We start from the raw sequence: 19,573 nt of genomic DNA, 5'->3' as shown, positions 1-19,573 counted from the left end.
GGAGGCAATATAGATGGAAATACAAGCACCTAAAGGTACTAAAGATATGTTACCTAGTCAAGCTTATAAATGGCACTATGTTGAAAATATATTTAGAGAAATATCAAAAAATTTTGGAATAAAAGAAATAAGAACTCCAGTTTTTGAACATACAGAACTATTTTTAAGAGGGGTAGGAGAAACTACAGATATTGTACAAAAAGAAATGTACACTTTTAAAGATAAAGGAGATAGAAGCATAACATTAAAGCCAGAAGGAACTGCACCAGCAGTAAGAGCATTTATTGAAAGTAGACTTTTTAATGAGGCTCAACCAACAAAGTTATATTATATAACACCTTGTTTTAGATATGAAAAAGCACAAAAAGGAAGATATAGACAATTTCATCAATATGGAGTTGAGATGTTTGGTTCAAAAGAACCTTCAATGGATGCTGAAGTTATGGCTCTTGCAATGGGAGTACTTAAAAAAGTTGGGTTAAAAAGTTTAAAATTAAATATAAATAACTTAGGCTGCCCAGAATGTAGACCTAAATATAATGAAGCATTAAAAGCCTTCTTAAAAGAAAATTATGATTCACTTTGTGAAACATGTAAAACTAGATTTGAAAAAAATCCTATGAGAATATTGGATTGTAAAGAAAAAAGTTGTAAAGAAATAACTAAAAATGCTCCTATAATATTAGATTATACTTGTGATTCATGTAATGATCACTTTAGTAAAGTAAAAGAGTACTTAGATGTTTTAGAAATACCATATTCAGTAGATCCAGGTATTGTTAGAGGATTAGATTACTATACAAAAACAATATTCGAAATATTAAATGATGATTATACAGTTTGTGGTGGAGGAAGATACGATAAGCTGATTGAAGAAATCGGTGGACCTGAAATGCCAGCTGTTGGATTTGGTATGGGAATTGAAAGACTTATAGCTACAATAGAAGATGAAAATATTGAAGTTCCAAGAGAAGATGATATAGAACTTTATATATCAGCTAGAGGAGAAGAAGGAAAAATGTATGCCTTTAAGCTTGCTCATAAGTTAAGAGAAATTGGTGTTAATGCTGAGATAAATCATGCAGGAAGAAGCTTTAAAGCAGAAATGAAATTTGCCAATAAAATAGGTGCATTATTTAACTTAGTAATAGGTGACGATGAATTAGGAACTAAAGAAGCTAAGATAAAAAGAATGAAAGATAGAGAAGAGTTTAATATAAAACTTGATAATTTAGAAGAGATAAAACAAATTATAAAAAGCCAAAAATAATTTTTTATATATAGATATGGAGGAACGTCACATGGCAGAAGCGTTAAATGGATTAAAAAGAACAATGATGTGTGGTGAACCTAGAGAAGAACATGTGGGTAAAAAAGTTACTCTTATGGGTTGGGTTCAAAGAAATAGAAAGCTTGGAGGATTACAGTTTATTGATTTAAGAGATAGAACTGGTATAATGCAAGTTGTATTTGGAGATGATGTATCTGAAGATATATTTGAAAAAGCTAAAGGTGTGAGAGGAGAATACTGTATTGCAGTTACAGGTGAAATAGTATTAAGATCAGCACCAAATAAAGAATTAAGTACAGGAATGGTTGAGTTAAAATGTGAAGATATAAAAATTCTTTCAGAATCAGAAACTCCACCAATATATATAAAAGAAGATTTAGATGCAGCTGAAAGTATAAGACTTAAATATAGATATTTAGATCTTAGAAGACCAGATATGCAAAATATATTTATGATAAGAAATAGAGCTTCAAAAGCAATTAGAGACTATTTAGATGAAAATGGATTTTTAGAAGTAGAAACTCCAATATTAACTAAAAGTACTCCAGAAGGAGCTAGAGATTACTTAGTACCTTCTAGAAACTATCCAGGAATGTTTTATGCATTACCACAATCACCACAAATTTTTAAACAATTATTAATGGTGTCAGGATTTGATAGATATTATCAAATAGTAAAATGCTTTAGAGATGAAGACTTAAGAGCTAATAGACAACCTGAATTTACACAAGTAGACTTAGAAATGAGCTTTGTAGAACAAGATGATATAATGGCTTTAAATGAAGGATTAATTGATCATGTATTTAAAACTGTTTTAGGACATGAAGTAAGTCTTCCAATTAAAAGAATGACTTTTGCAGAAGCAATGAATAGCTATGGTTCAGATAAACCAGATTTAAGATTTGGAATGAAAATACAAAATCTTACTGAAGCAGTTAAAGGAGTAGATTTTAAAGTATTCTCAGATGCTATAGCTAATGGCGGTTCAGTTAGATGTCTTGTTGTAGAAGGTGGAGCTTCTATGGGAAGAAAGGATATAGATAGATTAGGTGAATTTGTTAAAACATATAAAGCTAAAGGATTAGCTTGGATAAAGAATAAAGAAGATGGAATACAATCACCAATAGCTAAATTCTTTAAAGAAGAAGAAATGCAAAAACTTTTAGATGCTTGTTCAGCTAAACGAGGAGATTTAGTTTTAATATTAGCAGATAAAGATTCTGTAGTACTTCAAGGACTAGGAGCTCTAAGATTAGAATTAGCTAAAAAATTAGATTTAATTAAAGATAAAAATGAATTTAATTTTACTTGGATTACAGAGTTCCCATTATTTGAGTATAGTGAAGAAGAAGAAAGATATACTGCATGTCATCACCCATTCACAGCTCCAATGGATGAAGATTTAGATATGATAGAAACTGATCCTGGAAAAGTAAGATCAAAAGCATATGATTTAGTATTAAATGGAGAAGAACTTGGAGGAGGTTCTATAAGAATTCATGATGCAAAACTTCAAGAAAGAATGTTTAAAGCACTTGGATTTACTGAAGAATCTGCACAAGAAAGATTTGGATTCTTAATAGATGCATTTAAATTTGGACCACCACCACACGGAGGTTTAGCATTTGGATTAGATAGAATGATAATGTTCTTAGCTGGAACTGAAAATATAAAAGATGTTATTGCATTCCCTAAAAATCAAAATGCTTACTGCTACTTAAGTGAAGCACCAAATATAGTTGATGCTAATCAATTAGAAGATCTTGGAATAGCTATTTCAGTAAAAAAAGAAGAAGAATAATTAAAATGCCTCTAAGTATATAACTTAGGGGCATTTTTTAGGTAGAAATTTCCTAATTATAATTTGAATAGGACAAGCTTCTTTTAGAGAAAATAAATCTTGTATGATATTAAAAGGAGGAATAAGAATGAATAAAAAAATTAAAAGAAGCTTGATATCATTATTATTATTTTTAGGAGTATTTGGAGTTACTGCATTTGCAAATCCTATGAAGCATAATATGTTTATGGGAGAAGTAGTAAAAGTACAAAAATGCGAAGGTAGTAAAGAAACAAAACTTTTAGTATGTGGATACTTAAAGGGATGTGAAATAACTAAGACACAAATGATAATTACAGTTGATAAAGATACAGAAGTTAAGGATTCTTGTAATAAAAAAGAGAAAGATATTGAAATAAAACAAGGGGACATGATTGGAGCAGCTTTAGATGGAAAAATAACAAAATCAATTCCACCACAAGCAACAGCTAAAAAAGTATATGTTTCTAGAGGTAAGGCAGGAAATAAAAGAGAAGATGTTAAAACTGAATCAACTGATGCAGTAAGAGTAGAAAATGCAGAAGATAAAATAGAGGAAAAGAAATCAGATGATAAAAAAGTAGAAGCTCCAAAAGCAGAAGAGAAATCTGAAGAAAAATCTGAATTAAAATAATAGTTTAAGATATAAATTAAAAGAGGCTTAAAAAGCCTCTTTTAATTTTGAAAAAGTTCCAAAAAAAAGAGAGAAGAATAGAATATTAGCAAAAAGAAAATTTGGAGGAGAAAATGAAAAAAGTAGATTTACACATTCATTCTACTGCATCAGATGGAAAATTTACTCCTGAACAAATAGTTGCTTTGGCTAAAGTGAAAGACATTTATTATATATCAATAACTGATCATAATACTATAGATGGAGTTGAAAAAGGAGTAGAAGAAGGAAAAAAAATTGGAGTAAAAGTAATCCCAGGAATAGAGCTATCAACAAGGTTTAAAGGACGTCAAGTTCATATATTAGGATATTTTAATAAAGAAATCTATAAAAATAAGAAATTTATAAAGGCAATTACTTTTATACAGAGGAAAAATGTATATCAATTAAAATCTATATTCAAAGATAAAATAAAAGTAAGGAAAGGACAGAAAAGATTAGAATTATCTGAGGGAATTAAATTTTTGGAAATGTTTGGAGCGAAAGTAGTTCTAGCTCATCCTGGTAAAATAAAACGAGAAAATTTAAATGATATTATAAATTATGATTTTGACGGAATAGAGGCTATACATCCTAGACATAATAAAGTTGAAATAGAATATTTCAAAAATATAGCTAAATCTAAAGGAATGTTTTATACTGCTGGAACTGATTTTCATAATATAGTTAAGAAAAATGTAAAACATGGAATATTAGGAGAATTATTTTTAGAAGTAAAAGATATTAATGATATATTAAAGTTTTAAAATAAAAAGTATGTATAAACGCATAGAAAATTTCTGATTTTAATACTTTTTTTTACAAGAAATATTAAGAAAATATTATTTTATTCTAAAAGTTACAGAAAAATTAAAATAAAACTTTATGATTAGATAAAAATGGTATAAAATAAAGAGAAAGAAGAAAAATCAGGGGATGTGAACAAATGAAAAAAAATAAAGCAGTTGCATTGGTATTAGCGGCTTCAACAAGTGCTACATTAGTTCTTGCAAAAAATGCAATAACTTCACATGCAGATACTTTAAATACATCAAATACCAATATAAAAAACATGAAAACTTACACAAATAAAGGTCAAGTCGTAAATGTTACTTCAGATTTGAGAGTTAGACAAGGTGCATCAATAGATACACAAATTTTAGGGTATCTTCAGCCTGGAAGTATCTTTAATATAGCTAGTAAAGAAGGAAAATGGTATAAAATCCAATATAATAATAGATACGGTTATGTCTATGGAGAATATGTAAAAGAATTAAATGGAAATAATAAAGATAAAATAGATTTGAAATCTAGTGAAGGTAAAGTTGTAAATGTTGAAACAAATTTAAGATTTAGAAGTGGACCTTCATTAAATTCAAGAGTAATTGGATACTTTACAAATGGACAAGTTGTTAAAGTAATTGGAGAAACTAATGGTTGGTATAAAATAAGCTATCAAGGTCAAGAAGGATATTCAGATAGTCACTATATAAAAGGATTAAATGGGAATAAAATGATAGTTGTAAATGAACCAACAGATAAAACTGTAAAAGATATTACAACAGGAAAAGTTACTAATGTACAAACAGATTTAAGAATAAGAGAAAGAGCAACAACTGAAAGTAATATTATAGGAAGATTACATGAAGGTAATTTAGTTAATATTATTGGAAAAGATGGTGACTGGTATAAAATAAATATAAATGGTAAAACAGGATTTGTTTGTGCAGATTATATAAATGTTTTTAATGTAAATGATATAGCACCAAATATAAGTGTGAATAATAATAATACAGAAGCATTTAACAGTCCTAATAATAATAAAAACAATAAGTCAGTACAAAGTGAAAATAAAGTAAAAGCACAAAATAATATTAGAGATTTAAATGTCAATAATGTAGTTAAATCTAATAATACTAAAGACCAATATAAAATAGATAGAGAAACTTATAAAGTTCAATCTAATAATACAGTAGTTAATAAACCAGAAGTAAAAATAGAAACAGTTAGTGCACAAAAAGTTGTTAGAAGTCTTAATGAAAATGGCAAAGTAATAAATGTATCTTCAGCATTAAGAATAAGAAGTGGAGCTTCAACAAATTCTTCTATAATAGGATTATTATATGATGGAAGTACTGTTAAAATAACAGGAAAAGAAGGTAATTGGTATAAAATAGATAATAATGGAACAGTAGGATATGTATACGATTCTTATATACAATTATATAATGGACAAGTTCCAACTACTAACAATACTAATGTAAATAGTTCAAATACTACAATAGCAACATCTAATAATAATACTTTTGTTCCTGAAAAAGGATATGGAGAAGTTGTTAATGTATCTTCAGCATTAAGAATAAGAAGTGGAGCTTCAACAAATTCTTCAATATTAGGAACTTTAAATGATGGTGAAACATTCCAAATATTAGGCAAGAGTGGAGATTGGTATAAAATATCTAAAAATAATCAAGTAGGATATGTTTTTAGTGATTATGTTAAAATAGTAAATAGTGCTGAAGTAAATCATAATAATGCAAATAATAGTTCAAATAGTAATACAAATAATTTTCAATCTGAAAATGCAGTTGGACAAGTTATAAATATAGAATCAAATTTAAGAATTAGAACAGCACCAAATACAAATTGTTCTGTAATGGGATATCTTTTAAGTGGACAACAAGTTAAAGTTACTGGAAGACAAGGAAATTGGTATAGAATAAGTGTAAATGGTTCTACTGGATATGTTTACAGTTCATATATAAAGATTGTAAATGGAAATCCTAATGATATTCATAATGAAACAAATGATATTAAAAATAATTCTGGAGAAATTACTTATAGTAATAAATATGGACAAGTTATAAATATAGAAAGTTCACTAAGAATAAGAAGTGGAGCATCATTAAATTCATCAGTAATAGGATATCTTTTAAATGGACAAGGAGTTAAAGTTTTAGCTCGTATTGGAGATTGGTATAAGATAGATAATAATGGTCAAATAGGTTATACAAGTGCAAATTATATAAAATTATCTGATCATATGATAAGCAATAATACAAATAATAATAATTCTGTGAATAATAATAGTTCTGTAAATAACAATAGTGGAAATTATAGTGCAAGTTATGAAAAATTATATACATTATTAAAAGATCAAATAGGATCACCTTATCTTTGGGGAGCAGAAGGACAATACGTAACTAGCTCAAGTCTTCAACAATTAAAAAATGAGTTTCCAACTGCTGCAGCAGAAGGAAGATATGACATTCCATCTCAATATATAAATCATGGATATAGAGGATTTGATTGTTCAGGACTTGTAGATTGGGCATTTAGTCAACTTGGAATTTCAGTTGGTAGAACAACATATCAACAAGTTAATGCAGGAAGAGCAGTTCCTTTAAATGATGTAAGACCAGGAGATTTATTGTTCTTTAAAGATGCAGTACACGTTGGAGTATATATAGGAAATGGAAAATGGATAGTAGCTCCTCATTCACATGCGTATGTAACAATTCAAAATGTTCCTTGGAGTTTAGTTGGTTGTGCAAGAAGAGTTTTAAATTAATATATTTATATAAAAGGATATTGTTAAAAAGCAATATCCTTTTATTGTTTTTTGTATTAAAATGTAAATGTTTTATTGTAATTAAATTTTAAACAAAACAAATAAAGTGTTTTTAAATAAAAAAAAATACTCCATAATATGGAAAAAATAAAAATAAGGGTTTATAATGAGACTATAAATTTTAGGGGTAAAATATTAAGGGGGAGAGAATTTATGAAAAAAGTTAAAATTGCACTTTTAGGACTTGGAAATGTAGGTCGTGGAGTTTGGAAGATATTAAATTCAAATAGAGATGAAATAATGAAGCGTTCTGGTTATGAAGTTGAAGTTTCTAAAATACTTGTTAGAAATAAGAATAAAGAAAGAGGATTTGAAATTGATAAAGATTTACTAACTATAGATTTTAACGAAATTCTAGAAGATAGTTCAATTAAAATAGTAATAGAGGTTATGGGTGGAATTGATCCAGCTAAAGAATATTTAGTAAAATGTATAGAAAGAAAAAAACATATAGTTACTGCTAATAAAATGCTTATTGCCACTCAAGGTGATGAATTATTTAAAAAAGCTGATGAAATGGGAACAATGTTTCAATATGAAGCTTCAGTTGCAGGCGGAATTCCGATAATTCAAGGAATTAATGAAAGTCTTACAGCAAATAAAGTAGAAGAGATGTACGGAATAATAAATGGAACAACAAATTATATTTTAACAAAAATGGAGCTTGAAGGTTTAGATTTTGATGATGCATTAAAAGAAGCACAAGAAATGGGATATGCAGAAGTAGATCCAACATCAGATATTGAAGGATATGATGCACAATATAAATTATCAATATTGTCTTCTTTAGCTTTTGGAACAAAAATAGATATAGAAAATGTATATAGAGAAGGAATAACAAATATAAAATCAATAGATATGAAATATGCAAGAGCGTTTGGAATGGTAATAAAACTTCTTGCTATAGTAAAAGATAAAAATGGAAAACTTGAAATGAGAGTTCATCCAACAATGATACCTAAAAAACATCCTCTTGCAAATGTATATGATTCTTTTAATGCTGTACTTATAAAAGGTAACGCAGTTGGAGATTTAATGTTCTATGGTAGAGGAGCAGGAGATTTACCAACAGGAAGTGCTGTTGTAAGTGATATGATAACCATATTAAAAAATAATATAGATTTAGATAATATAAATCCAGTAGTTAAGAATAATCTTTGGGATAAAAAGTTTAGAGATATGAGAGGCGTGGAAAGTAAATATTATATAAGGATAAGAGTTTATGATGAACCAGGAGTATTAGGAAGAATAACTACTCTTTTTGGAGAAAGTGGTGTAAGTTTAAGATCAGTTATTCAAAGAGGACAAGAAAAAGATGGGGTTGTTACGCTTGTACTTATAACTCATTATACAAAAGAATGTCAAATTATTGAGGCGATTGATGAAATTTATGAACTTATTTCGGTTAAAAAGATAGATAATATAATAAGAATTGAGGATTTTAAATAAAAATTCAAAAAGCTTGCTTTTTTGTTAATGGCAAGCTTTTTTATTTTTATTTTATTGAGAAACTTTGTTTAAAATTTACATCAAAAAAATTTTTAATAAGGTATAATATTATTCAGAAAAATTGATAATAATTTTGAGAAATAAAGAGGTGGCATACTTTGAAAAAAAATCTACTAAAAATAATAGTAGGGGGATTAATAATAGTTGTATGCATAGGGGCATATATTTCTACGATACCTAAAGAAGAACCGTGGAAATATACAACAGGACAGATAAATACATTAAAAAGTTTTTTTAATAATCAAATAGCACCAAATAATTTAAATCTTTTTACACAATTGCAATCTAATAACTTAACTTATATGATAACGGAAAATGACTATGGAGAAAATCTTTTAGCTTCCCTTGGAATTTGTTATAGTGATTATTTTAATGAAATGATAAAAGAAACATATGATTATGAAGATGGAAAAGTTAGTAAAAGTGATTATATAAATGATCTTGTAAATTTAGACAAATATATAACTAATACTGGAGAAAGTTTAGGTTATGTTTTTCAAGTAGGTTCAAATGAGGAAATAAAAAATACCTTAAAGCCTTTTGATATAATTTTGAAATATGGAAGTCCTTATGATAAGGAAAAATGCAAAGAGTTAATTAGAATAATAAAAAGTTTTAAAGAAACATATAATGATTATTCAAATAATTATATACAGTATGATATAGATAATGGAAAGATAAATGTTTTAAATATAAATAAATTAAAATATTATGCAGATGAATTAAATCATTTTACTAAAAATATTTATATGGAAAATAAAGAAGTAGCATTAGAATTACAGATGGCAAATAAAAATCCAGTTCAAATATAAAATATATAGATATAATAAATATGCTATGTAATATTTAAAATAGTAAATATATTTAAAGATAAAAATTAGAATTTGAAAAAATAAGTTTAAAAGTTTATAATAATAAAAAAACATTAGGGAGAAAAGCTTTGGAAGATAAGAAAATTTGTCCTATATGTGGAGATATTTTAGAAGAATATGAATATGCTTATGATAATAATCAATATGGCAAAAAATATTATAAATGCAAAACATGTGGACATAAAATGAATACAATGGATTAATAAAAAGATGATTTAAATTTTTATGTTTAAATCATCTTTTAAGTTTTATATTTGAAAGATAATTAATACTAAATTTCTTTACAAAGAGATTGGGATAATTTAAACTAATTTGTAGAAATGTTTATACTAGGAGGAAAAAATGAGCGTAGTTACAGTTAAAAATGTAAATCATGGATTTGGTGATAGAGCTATATTTGAAGATGTTTCCTTTAGACTTTTAAAAGGGGAACATGTTGGACTTATTGGAGCAAATGGAGAAGGTAAATCTACCTTTATGAATATAATTACAGGAAAGCTTATGCCAGATGAAGGAAAAGTAATTTGGTCAAACAATGTTAGAGTTGGATATATGGATCAACATGCAGTACTTCAAAAGGGAACAAGTATAAGAGATGCATTAAGAGATGCTTTTAAATATCTTTTTGATTTAGAAATAGAAATGAATGATCTTTATGGAAAAATGGGAGATTGTACAGAAGAAGAACTAAATAAAATGTTAGAAAGAACAGCTGTTATACAAGATATGCTTGATAACAATGGTTTTTATCTTATAGATGCAAAAGTAGAAGAAGTAGCTAAAGGGCTTGGACTTTTAGATTTAGGTCTTGATAGAGATGTAGATGACTTATCAGGAGGACAAAGAACTAAAATACTTCTTGGAAAATTACTTTTAGAAAATCCAGATATATTACTTTTAGATGAGCCTACAAACTATTTAGATGAAGAACATATAATATGGCTTAAAAGATATCTACAAAACTTTGAGAATGCATTTATACTTATATCACATGATATACCATTTTTAAATGATGTAGTAAATTTAATTTATCATGTTGAAGAGAGAAAATTAACTCGTTATGTAGGAGACTACTATGAGTTTAAAAGAATATATGATGAAAATAAAAAGAGACTTATCCAAGCTTATGAAAAGCAACAAAAAGAAATTGCAAGGCTTGAAGATTTCGTTGCAAGAAATAAAGCAAATGTTGCAACAACTGGTATGGCAAAATCAAGACAAAAGAAACTTGATAAAATGGAAAGAATAGAACTTTCAGAAGAAAAACCAAAACCAGAATTCAATTTTAAACAAGGAAGAACAGCAGGAAAAATAATATTTGAGACAGAAGATCTAGTAATAGGATATGATAAGCCTCTTACAAAACCATTAAATCTTTATATGGAAAGAGGTCAAAAAATAGCTTTAGTAGGTGCAAATGGACTTGGAAAATCAACACTTTTAAAAAGCTTACTTGGAAAAGTAAAACCTTTAAGTGGAAATGTTAGACTTGGAGATTATCAACAAATAGGATATTTTGAACAAGAAGATAGAGAAGATAACAATAACACTTGTATAGAAGAAGTATGGAATGAGTTCCCAAGTAAAACTCAATATGAAATAAGATCAGCACTTGCAAAATGTGGGCTTACTACAAAGCAACTAGAATCAAAAATAAGAGTTTTATCAGGAGGAGAAGCAGCAAAAGTTAGATTATGTAAAATTCTAAATGTAGAAACAAATATATTAATTCTAGATGAGCCTACAAACCACTTAGATCAAGATGCTAAAGATGAATTAAAGAGAGCATTAAAAGAATATAAAGGAACAATATTACTTGTTTCACATGAACCAGAGTTTTATAGAGATGTTGTTACAGATATTTGGAATTGTGATGAATGGACAACTAAAATTATATAATTTTAATAGAAAGGGTTAGTTGAAAATCTAACTCTTTTTTGCTATATAATATAAAAATAAAGGAAGTAATATAAATTTACTATAATAAGAGTGTACCAATTAAGTGTATAATAAACATATTTGAATTATATATTTTTTATATGAACAATTATTCCGTTATAAGAGTATTTTATTAATAAATATGTTATTAATGGAGTGAATTTATGGGATTTTACGTTAAAGTTGAAGAGGATGTTCAGGTATATTTAGAAGATATTAATGAAAATGGGCATAAAACAATTGTTTTTTTACATGGATGGCCAGGAAGTCATGAGTTATTTGAATATCAATATAATGATTTAATAAAAAAAGGATATAGATGTATTGGAATAGATCAAAGAGGATTTGGTAAATCTGATAGACCTGTAAATGGATATGATTATGATACATTAAGTGATGATATAAAGGCAGTGGTAGATGAACTAAAATTAAAGGATTTTATATTATTAGGACATTCTACAGGAGGTGCAATAGCCATAAGATATATGAATAGGCATAAAGGTTATGGAGTAGATAAACTTATTCTTTGTGCGGCAGCAGCTCCAAGTCTTATAAGGCGTCCATATTTTCCTTATGGAATAAAGCGTGAAGATGTTTATCAAATAATAGAAGGAACATATAGTGATAGGCCTAAAATGCTAAAGAATTTTGGTGACACATTCTTTTATAAAAAGCATAGTAAATGGTTTATGGAATGGTTCTTATTATTAGGTTTACAAGCTGCAAGTTGGGCTACAGCTGAAATTGCTAATACTTGGCTTGATGAAGAACAATTATTTAAGGATATGGAAAAAATAAATGTACCTACATTAATTACTCATGGTATTCATGATAGAGTATGTTTATTTCCTTTAGCAGAACAACAAAGAAAGCTTATAAAGAATTCTAAATTAATAAAGTTTTGTAATAGTGGACATGGACTTTTTTATGATGAAAAGGATAAGTTTAATAAAGAAATAATGGATTTTATTGAAGAATAAAGTTAAAAAGAGTGTGGAAAAAAGTTTAAATGAAAAATAGATTAATGATATAAGAGAGAACTTATCTTTAAAAAGGATAAAAGAAAGAATAGATTTTATAAATTCTAAAAGATAAGAGTTCATAATTTTTTTGTATTTATTTAATTTATGTGTAATTTTAGAATAGTTATAATATGCTATTATAGAAGAAAAAGAAAAAATCCTTTAAGGAGATATACGAATGAAGATTAAGAGTTTATTAGGAATATTAATAGTAATTATAGTTGGAATATTAATAGTAATTCCAAGAAGTTATTTTGTAAAAAGTAATATAAAAGAAGAAAATGCAACATCATCGAAAACTGTACAAAATTTAACTAATGGACCAGAGTATATGAATTCATTTTTAAGAAATACTATAGAGATACAAGCTATTTCTGGAGATATGGGAAATACAATAGAATACACATTAAGAGATTTAATAGCTAAAGATACTGCTGTTAGTATTTTAAATAAAGATTATACTATGTTAGAAAATATAAAAGAGAATCTTATAAGTTTAAAAAATAAAAATTCAGAAGAATTAAGTAATCTTATTAATAAACAAATTAATAATATTAATAAGTTAGAAAATCTTAATAAAACAGCTATTCCTAATATACAAAATTTCAATATTCAAAATCTAGAAGATTTATCAAAGAATATAGCATTTAGTTTTTGTGAAGGGGAGCCTAATATAGGAAATAAATATAAAATAAATTTAGATTCATATAATTCAGTTCTTGCAGAAAAAACTTATGAATATAATTTTGCAAAAGATTATATATCTTAATAAAAAAACTTGCTAAAAATTTTAGCAAGTTTTTTTATTATAAATTTTTACTTAATTCTAAGAAATTATTTATATCATCTTCAATTATTTTTAAAGAGTTTCTCCAAAAATCAATTGATTGAATATCAATATTCATAAGTTTAGTTATATCTGCTAAATTTGATTTACCAGTTACACTTAAAAGTTTATCATAATCTTCAACAAATTCAGAACCTCTCTTTAAGTATTCAGCATAAAGTCCTTTTGAAAATAAAAGTCCAAAAGCATAAGGAAAATTATAAAAATTTGCTTCTGCATAATAGTAGTGTGGTTTACAAGCCCACATATAAGGATGAAGATAATTAAAATCAAGACCATCTCCATAAGTTTCTTTTTGAGCATTAATCATAATTTCTTTTAATTCTTCTGAATTTAAAGAGGCTTCTTTTCTTCTATCAAAAACTTCTTTTTCAAAAAGAAATCTGCTTAAAATATCTACAATTATTTGACCGCAATCTGAAATTTCTGTTTCTAAAATAGCAAGGGCATCATTTTTACTTGCACCTTTTACGGCAGCTTTTTTTACTATTGTTTCGCAGAAGGTTGAAGCAGTTTCAGCAATAGGCATAGGATATTCTGAGTTTATTTCACTTTCTTTTAAAAGACATTCTCCATGATATCCATGACCTAATTCATGAGCTAAAGTTATTACATCACTTAAAGTTTCTCCGAAATTCAGCATTATACGACTTTCGCCTATCATATGAAGATTTTCGCAAAATGCACCACCAACTTTTCCTTCTTTAGGATAAACATCTATCCATTCATTTTCAATTGCATTTTTAGCAAAAAGTCCTAGTTTTTCTGAAAAAGTAGTGAAATTTTTAATTATAAAATCTTTAGCTTCATCAAAAGTAAATTTTTGTTCAGAATCTATTATTGGTGCGAAAAGATTATAAAAAGGAAGACCATTTTTATTTCCTAATAATTCAGCTTTTCTTTTATAATATTTTCTAAATACAGGAAGACTTTCTTTCATAGCAGAAAGCATTGCATTTAAAGATTTCATATCTAATCTAGAATTAATAACAGTTTCTTCTAAAGGACTAGAATATCCACGTAATTTAGAAATAGTTATAACTTCACCTTTAATTCCATTTAAAGCAGAAGAGACAGAATTTTCGATTTTTTTATAAGACTTTAATTCAGCTTCATAAGCAGCCTTTCTAATTTTTTCATCTTTATCAAAAGCCATATTTCTAACAACACTTAATGGTAAAGATTTTTTTTCACCATTTATCTCAATATCAACAAGTAAAGATGAAGTTTCTAAATCTTTTAATTTAGTCCAAGAAGAAGATCCAGAACCTTTCATTTGAGCAATTATTAATTCTTCTCTATCACTTAATATATGTTTACTATATTCTTTTATTTCATTAAGATGAAATGTATGCTCTTTTAATAAATCAGATGAATTTATTATTTCTGATAAATTATCTATTGAACCTATCCATTTATATAGTTTAGCTTTTGAATCTGCAATAGAAGCTAATTTTTGTTCAAGTATATCAAGAGTTTTAATAGCCACTGAATCTTTAGTATTTACGCTCATTACTAAATTTGAATACATTATAAGTTTATTTGATAAAGCTTTAAAATTGTTTGTTTCATTTATATATTTTTTTAGTTTTTCTTTTAAATCAAATCTATCATTAGTTATTGAAGATACAAAAGATTTATAATTATTAATTTTTTTATTAAATAAATCCATATCAGCCTTAAATTCAGGTGATTCAAAGCTAGAATATAAGTTATTTAAATTCCAATTTCCATTCATAATATTACCTCCTATATAATTATATATAAAATTATATCATTAATAATTATTAAAAGTGTTATATAAAAATAAATAAAAAATATACAAGTATAAACTTGTATATTTTTTATTAATTAACTTTTAAAGTTTTTAAAGTTCTTAAAAGCAAAGTTCCAGCAAATAAAGCTGAAATAAAATTAGATAAAGGTAAAACAATCCATATACCTTCTAATCCTAAATTAAATCCATAAGGTAGTATATATAATAATGGAATAAAGAAAATTACTCTTCTAAATAAAGAAAGAATTATGGATTCTTTAGCTCTTCCAATAGCTCTATAGAAGGAAATTGAAAGAAAATATATTCCTAAGAATGGAGAGGCTAATAAAGCTATTATTAAAATTTTACTACTATAATTAATTAAAGCCAGTTTAGTAGTAAACATTTCTGATAATGGTTTAGAAAAAATCATTATTAAAATAGTTCCAATTAATGCAACTCCAGTTGAAAATATAAATCCCCATTTTACAGCTTCTTTTACTCTTTTTATATTATTTGCTCCAAAATTATAACCTATTAAAGGTTGATTACCTCTGTTAAAGCCTGCTACAGATTTTTGTATGATGGAGGTTAATTTGAAAACTATCCCGTATACAGCTATAACATAATTTCCACCAAAGTGATATAAATCGTTATTTAATAGCATTATTGATATACTCCCTGCAAATTGATTCAGGAAAGTTGAAAATCCAATAGGTAAGCATTCTTTAATAAGCTTAAAATCATATTTAATATATTTTAATTTTACTTTAAGTAGAGTCTTAAATTTAAAGCAATAAATTACATAAAGTAAATTTATAAGTTTAGCAATAGTAGTTGCTAATCCAGCTCCTAAGACTCCCCATTTAAATATTACTATAAAAATAAAATCTAAAAAAATATTAGATATAATACTTATAACTGTACCAATCATAGAATATTTTGTAGAACCTTCACCTCTCATAACATTATTAGATGCTAAACAAAGAGGATTAAATAAGATTCCTATAAACATCATTTCTGCATATCGTGAGGAATAATAAATAGCATTTCCTCTAGCGCCAAATAACTCTACAATATCTTTTGTAAAAATTAAACCAATAATACAAAGAATTATAGATATAGTTAATATAAATGCCACTAATGTTCCAACAGCTTTTTCTGCTTTATCTATATTTTTTTTACCTAATTGTCTAGATATAAATGAACCAACTCCAGATGCAAAAAGCATAGCAATTGAAGAAATCATCATTTGAATTGGTAAGTATAAAGATACAGCAGCAATACCAATAGAAAAAACATATCTTCCTATAAAAATTGTATCTATTATGTTATAAATTACAGTAGATACTGTAGAAATAGCAGAAGGAGAACTTATCTTTAGAACAGATTTCTGAATCTTTTCTTTTCCTAAAATATAATCTCTATCCATAAAAATCCTCCTTTTATTTAAAATATTTCATTCTTAAAATGTTAGCATCATATAATAAAAAAATCTAGGTATAAATAGTTAATTATATTTATTGTTTATGAATAAGAAGTTCATAAATAAATAAAAGCCAAAGTAAAATTTTACTTTGGCTTTAAAAAAATTAACCTCTTTTATCAATTACATTTTGAATTAATGCCTTACATCTACCACAGCCAGTACCAGCACCTGTGATTTCTCCAACTTTTTCTACAGTATCAGCACCAGATTTTACTGCATTAACTACAGATTCCATAGAAACGTTTTTACATCCACAAACACTAGCTAATATTTTTTCGATTTCAGGAATACATCCACCGCATCCAGTTCCAGCACCAGTAGCTTCTTTAATCTCATCAACAGTTCTAGCTCCATTTATCATAGCCTTTCTAATATCTATATAACTAACATTTTTGCATTTGCAAATAATTCTTTCTCCATTACTCATAATGAACACACTCCTTAATAATAATGTTTTAATAGTCTATTTTCTTTAATGTTATTTATAAAAAAATCATAAATATAGAATCTATTATAATATTTTTATAATTAAATAGCTATATAATAAAAAATGATTTAATAGAGTTTAAAATAAATTAAAAAATATGTGGTATTATAATGATGAAATTAAAATTTAATTGGAGTGATATTAATGAAAACTAATTACCATACTCATAATTTAAGATGTAAGCACGCTACTGGAAATGTTTTAGATTATGTAAAAATGGCCATAGAAGAAGGATATGAAGAAATAGGAATATCAGATCATATGCCGCATCCAGGATTAGGAATTGATGATAAATCGAGAATGTTTTATGATGAACTTAGTAGTTATTTTAGTGAAATAGACTCTGTTAAAAAGATTATGGAAGATAAAATTAAAATAAAAAAAGGATTAGAATGTGAATATTTTGAAGAGCTAAAATGGATTTATAAAGAATTAAAAGAAGAATACAAAGTTGATTATTTAATTTTAGGAGCTCACTTTTTTAAACATAAAGGGAATTGGGTTTATGTAGGATGGGAATTAGATCATTCTATGTTAGAAGAATACATAAATCATGTAATAAAATCAATGGAAACTGGTCTTTTTAAATATTTAGCTCATCCAGATCTTTTCTTCATGATATATAAAGAATGGGATGAATATTCAATAAAAGCTTCAAGAAGAATTCTAGAAGCCGCAGAAAGATTAAATATGCCATTAGAAATAAATATAAATGGAATGAAGAAAGCAAAAGTAAAATGTAAAGATGGAGAAAGATATCCATACCCTCATAAAGAATTTTGGAAACTATCAAAAGAATATAAAGTTAAAAGAATAATAGGAGTAGATGCACATAATCCAAAAGATTTAAAAGATTATAAAGAAGGATTAGATTTTGCTAAAGAGCTAGGTTTAGAAATAATAGATAGACTAGAATTTTAAAAAATATCCTAAAGTATAAATATACTTTAGGATATTTTTTAATTTAAATCCACTCAACAGATATTTCTTTTCTTGGAACTGTTCTTTTATAAGTAACTCTTGGATATCCTATAACCATACAAGTAACAAGATTTTCACCTTCTTTTAATCCTAAAAATTCATTTATTTTAGGATTTGCAACAGCAGCCCTTGCTAAGAATCCACTAAAATATGTTCCAAGGCCAAGAGCGTTAACCATAAGTTCCATGTTAGATGAAGCTAAAGAACCATTAACATATGAAGGAGATTTAACTATTATTAAAGCAGAAGCTTTAAAGAAAAGCTTGTCTTCTCCATCAGGATTTTCTAAAAAGTCATTATACATTTTGATCCACATTTTTGCATAATTTTTTATATAATCTGCAGTTGATGAACCAGTAAGTAATTTATTACCTAAGTCATTTAAAGTTTCAAGAACTAATTTTCTAAGCTCTTGTAATTTATCTTTAATAACAACATAAGATACATCTTGCATATTGCTTCCTGTTTGAGTAAATCTTCCAGCTTCTAAAATTTTCTCTAATTTTTCATTTTCAACTTCTTTATTTTTAAATAATCTAGTGCTTCTTCTGAATTTTATAAAATTCATTAAATTTTCAGGTGTAATTGAAAAAGTATCTTTATCAAATTCTTTAACTTCATTCATATCATAGTGATTTGTAGATACAGCGTTTTTAGGACATATAGCTATACAGTGTCCACAACTTATACAAGATTCATTTTTTATAAATGCTTTACCATCTCTCATTTCAATATCACTAACTATACAATCTTGAGTACAAAGAGTACATCCTATACATTTTTCGTTATCAACTAACATCATTTAAAAATCAACTTCTTTCTTTTAAATTTTAAATTTATACCGTATAATTTTTAATGTATATCTTTATTGAGATTATATTATTACATTAAAATTATGACAAGTAGGCAAACAAAGTTTACTTACTTACAAAAAGTTTAGTAAGGAGACCTTTATATGAAGAAAAAGAAACTAAGAGATGAAGATGCAATAGAAAAGTCATTAAAGCTTTTAAGTGGAAAATGGAGATTGAGAGTTATTCTAGAAATATATAAAGAAGATAAAATACGTTTTAATAAATTGCAAAAAAATATAGATGGAATATCAAGTATAATGCTTACTAGAATATTAAAAGAATTAATAGAAAATAAATTAGTATTAAGAGAACAATTTGATGAAATTCCACCACATGTTGAATATTCTTTAACAAGGGAAGCTCTAGGATTATGTCAAGTTTTTAATGTTTTAGAGGAGTTAGGAAAAAAATTGAAATAGAGGAGA

The 19,573-nt window shown here is 26.3% G+C and carries 17 protein-coding genes; 13 read left to right on the top strand and 4 right to left on the bottom strand.

Annotation, left to right across the window (positions count from 1 at the left end):
- Nucleotides 1-13: 13 nt before the first annotated feature.
- From hisS to HMPREF1092_RS06570, 11 genes are all read left to right on the top strand, one after another.
- Entirely contained in the window at nt 14-1,270 is a 1,257-nt protein-coding gene (hisS, locus tag HMPREF1092_RS06615) for a histidine--tRNA ligase (protein WP_002597869.1), read from the top strand.
- A 31-nt stretch (nt 1,271-1,301) separates the two neighbouring features.
- A complete protein-coding gene (aspS, locus tag HMPREF1092_RS06610; RefSeq protein ID WP_002597868.1) occupies nt 1,302-3,092 on the top strand; it encodes an aspartate--tRNA ligase in 1,791 nt (596 codons plus the stop codon).
- 127 nt (nt 3,093-3,219) lie between these two features.
- Nucleotides 3,220-3,744, top strand: coding sequence for a hypothetical protein (locus HMPREF1092_RS06605; RefSeq protein ID WP_002597867.1), 525 nt, complete (start codon nt 3,220-3,222; stop codon nt 3,742-3,744).
- A 113-nt stretch (nt 3,745-3,857) separates the two neighbouring features.
- Nucleotides 3,858-4,529 (top strand): PHP domain-containing protein, encoded by a 672-nt coding sequence (locus HMPREF1092_RS06600; RefSeq protein ID WP_002597866.1) that lies wholly within the window; start codon nt 3,858-3,860, stop codon nt 4,527-4,529.
- Between the two features lie 179 nt (nt 4,530-4,708).
- Nucleotides 4,709-7,333 (top strand): C40 family peptidase, encoded by a 2,625-nt coding sequence (locus tag HMPREF1092_RS16460; RefSeq protein WP_002597865.1) that lies wholly within the window; start codon nt 4,709-4,711, stop codon nt 7,331-7,333.
- Between the two features lie 213 nt (nt 7,334-7,546).
- The gene (locus HMPREF1092_RS06590) at nt 7,547-8,842 is read left to right on the top strand and encodes a homoserine dehydrogenase (RefSeq protein ID WP_002597864.1); all 1,296 of its coding nucleotides are present in this window, start codon (nt 7,547-7,549) and stop codon (nt 8,840-8,842) included.
- A gap of 158 nt (nt 8,843-9,000) precedes the next feature.
- Complete coding sequence (locus tag HMPREF1092_RS06585; RefSeq protein WP_002597863.1) at nt 9,001-9,714, top strand: hypothetical protein; 714 nt, start codon at nt 9,001-9,003, stop codon at nt 9,712-9,714.
- A gap of 128 nt (nt 9,715-9,842) precedes the next feature.
- Nucleotides 9,843-9,977: a hypothetical protein gene (locus HMPREF1092_RS17655; protein WP_002597862.1), complete on the top strand. Its 135-nt coding sequence runs from the start codon at nt 9,843-9,845 to the stop codon at nt 9,975-9,977.
- 139 nt (nt 9,978-10,116) lie between these two features.
- Complete coding sequence (locus HMPREF1092_RS06580) at nt 10,117-11,673, top strand: ABC-F family ATP-binding cassette domain-containing protein (protein WP_002597861.1); 1,557 nt, start codon at nt 10,117-10,119, stop codon at nt 11,671-11,673.
- Between the two features lie 203 nt (nt 11,674-11,876).
- Entirely contained in the window at nt 11,877-12,692 is an 816-nt protein-coding gene (locus HMPREF1092_RS06575; RefSeq protein ID WP_002597860.1) for an alpha/beta fold hydrolase, read from the top strand.
- Nucleotides 12,693-12,912: 220 nt separating this feature from the next.
- Entirely contained in the window at nt 12,913-13,503 is a 591-nt protein-coding gene (locus HMPREF1092_RS06570; protein ID WP_002597859.1) for a hypothetical protein, read from the top strand.
- 37 nt (nt 13,504-13,540) lie between these two features.
- On the opposite strand, the gene HMPREF1092_RS06565 is transcribed toward HMPREF1092_RS06570, so the two are convergent.
- The 3 genes from HMPREF1092_RS06565 to HMPREF1092_RS06555 all read right to left on the bottom strand — a co-directional run bounded on the left by HMPREF1092_RS06565 (nt 13,541) and on the right by HMPREF1092_RS06555 (nt 17,253).
- Nucleotides 13,541-15,319: a M3 family oligoendopeptidase gene (locus tag HMPREF1092_RS06565; RefSeq protein ID WP_002597858.1), complete on the bottom strand. Its 1,779-nt coding sequence runs from the start codon at nt 15,317-15,319 to the stop codon at nt 13,541-13,543.
- A gap of 109 nt (nt 15,320-15,428) precedes the next feature.
- A complete protein-coding gene (locus HMPREF1092_RS06560) occupies nt 15,429-16,769 on the bottom strand; it encodes an MATE family efflux transporter (RefSeq protein ID WP_002597857.1) in 1,341 nt (446 codons plus the stop codon).
- A gap of 160 nt (nt 16,770-16,929) precedes the next feature.
- Nucleotides 16,930-17,253 (bottom strand): (2Fe-2S)-binding protein, encoded by a 324-nt coding sequence (locus HMPREF1092_RS06555; RefSeq protein WP_002597856.1) that lies wholly within the window; start codon nt 17,251-17,253, stop codon nt 16,930-16,932.
- A 204-nt stretch (nt 17,254-17,457) separates the two neighbouring features.
- Between HMPREF1092_RS06555 and HMPREF1092_RS06550 the strand changes: the two genes are divergently transcribed.
- On the top strand, nt 17,458-18,234 hold the full coding sequence (locus tag HMPREF1092_RS06550; RefSeq protein WP_002597855.1) for a histidinol-phosphatase: 777 nt from the start codon (nt 17,458-17,460) through the stop codon (nt 18,232-18,234).
- A 43-nt stretch (nt 18,235-18,277) separates the two neighbouring features.
- On the opposite strand, the gene HMPREF1092_RS06545 is transcribed toward HMPREF1092_RS06550, so the two are convergent.
- Complete coding sequence (locus tag HMPREF1092_RS06545; protein WP_040413631.1) at nt 18,278-19,096, bottom strand: nitroreductase family protein; 819 nt, start codon at nt 19,094-19,096, stop codon at nt 18,278-18,280.
- Between the two features lie 153 nt (nt 19,097-19,249).
- Here HMPREF1092_RS06545 and HMPREF1092_RS06540 point away from each other — a divergent pair, with 153 nt between their 5' ends.
- A complete protein-coding gene (locus tag HMPREF1092_RS06540; protein ID WP_002597853.1) occupies nt 19,250-19,567 on the top strand; it encodes a winged helix-turn-helix transcriptional regulator in 318 nt (105 codons plus the stop codon).
- The last annotated feature ends 6 nt before the right edge of the window (nt 19,568-19,573 follow it).

This window comes from Clostridium thermobutyricum (assembly GCF_000371465.1).
In the GTDB taxonomy this organism is placed as follows: Bacteria; Bacillota; Clostridia; order Clostridiales; family Clostridiaceae; genus Clostridium; species Clostridium thermobutyricum.
This window is presented reverse-complemented; position numbering and strand designations above follow the sequence as displayed.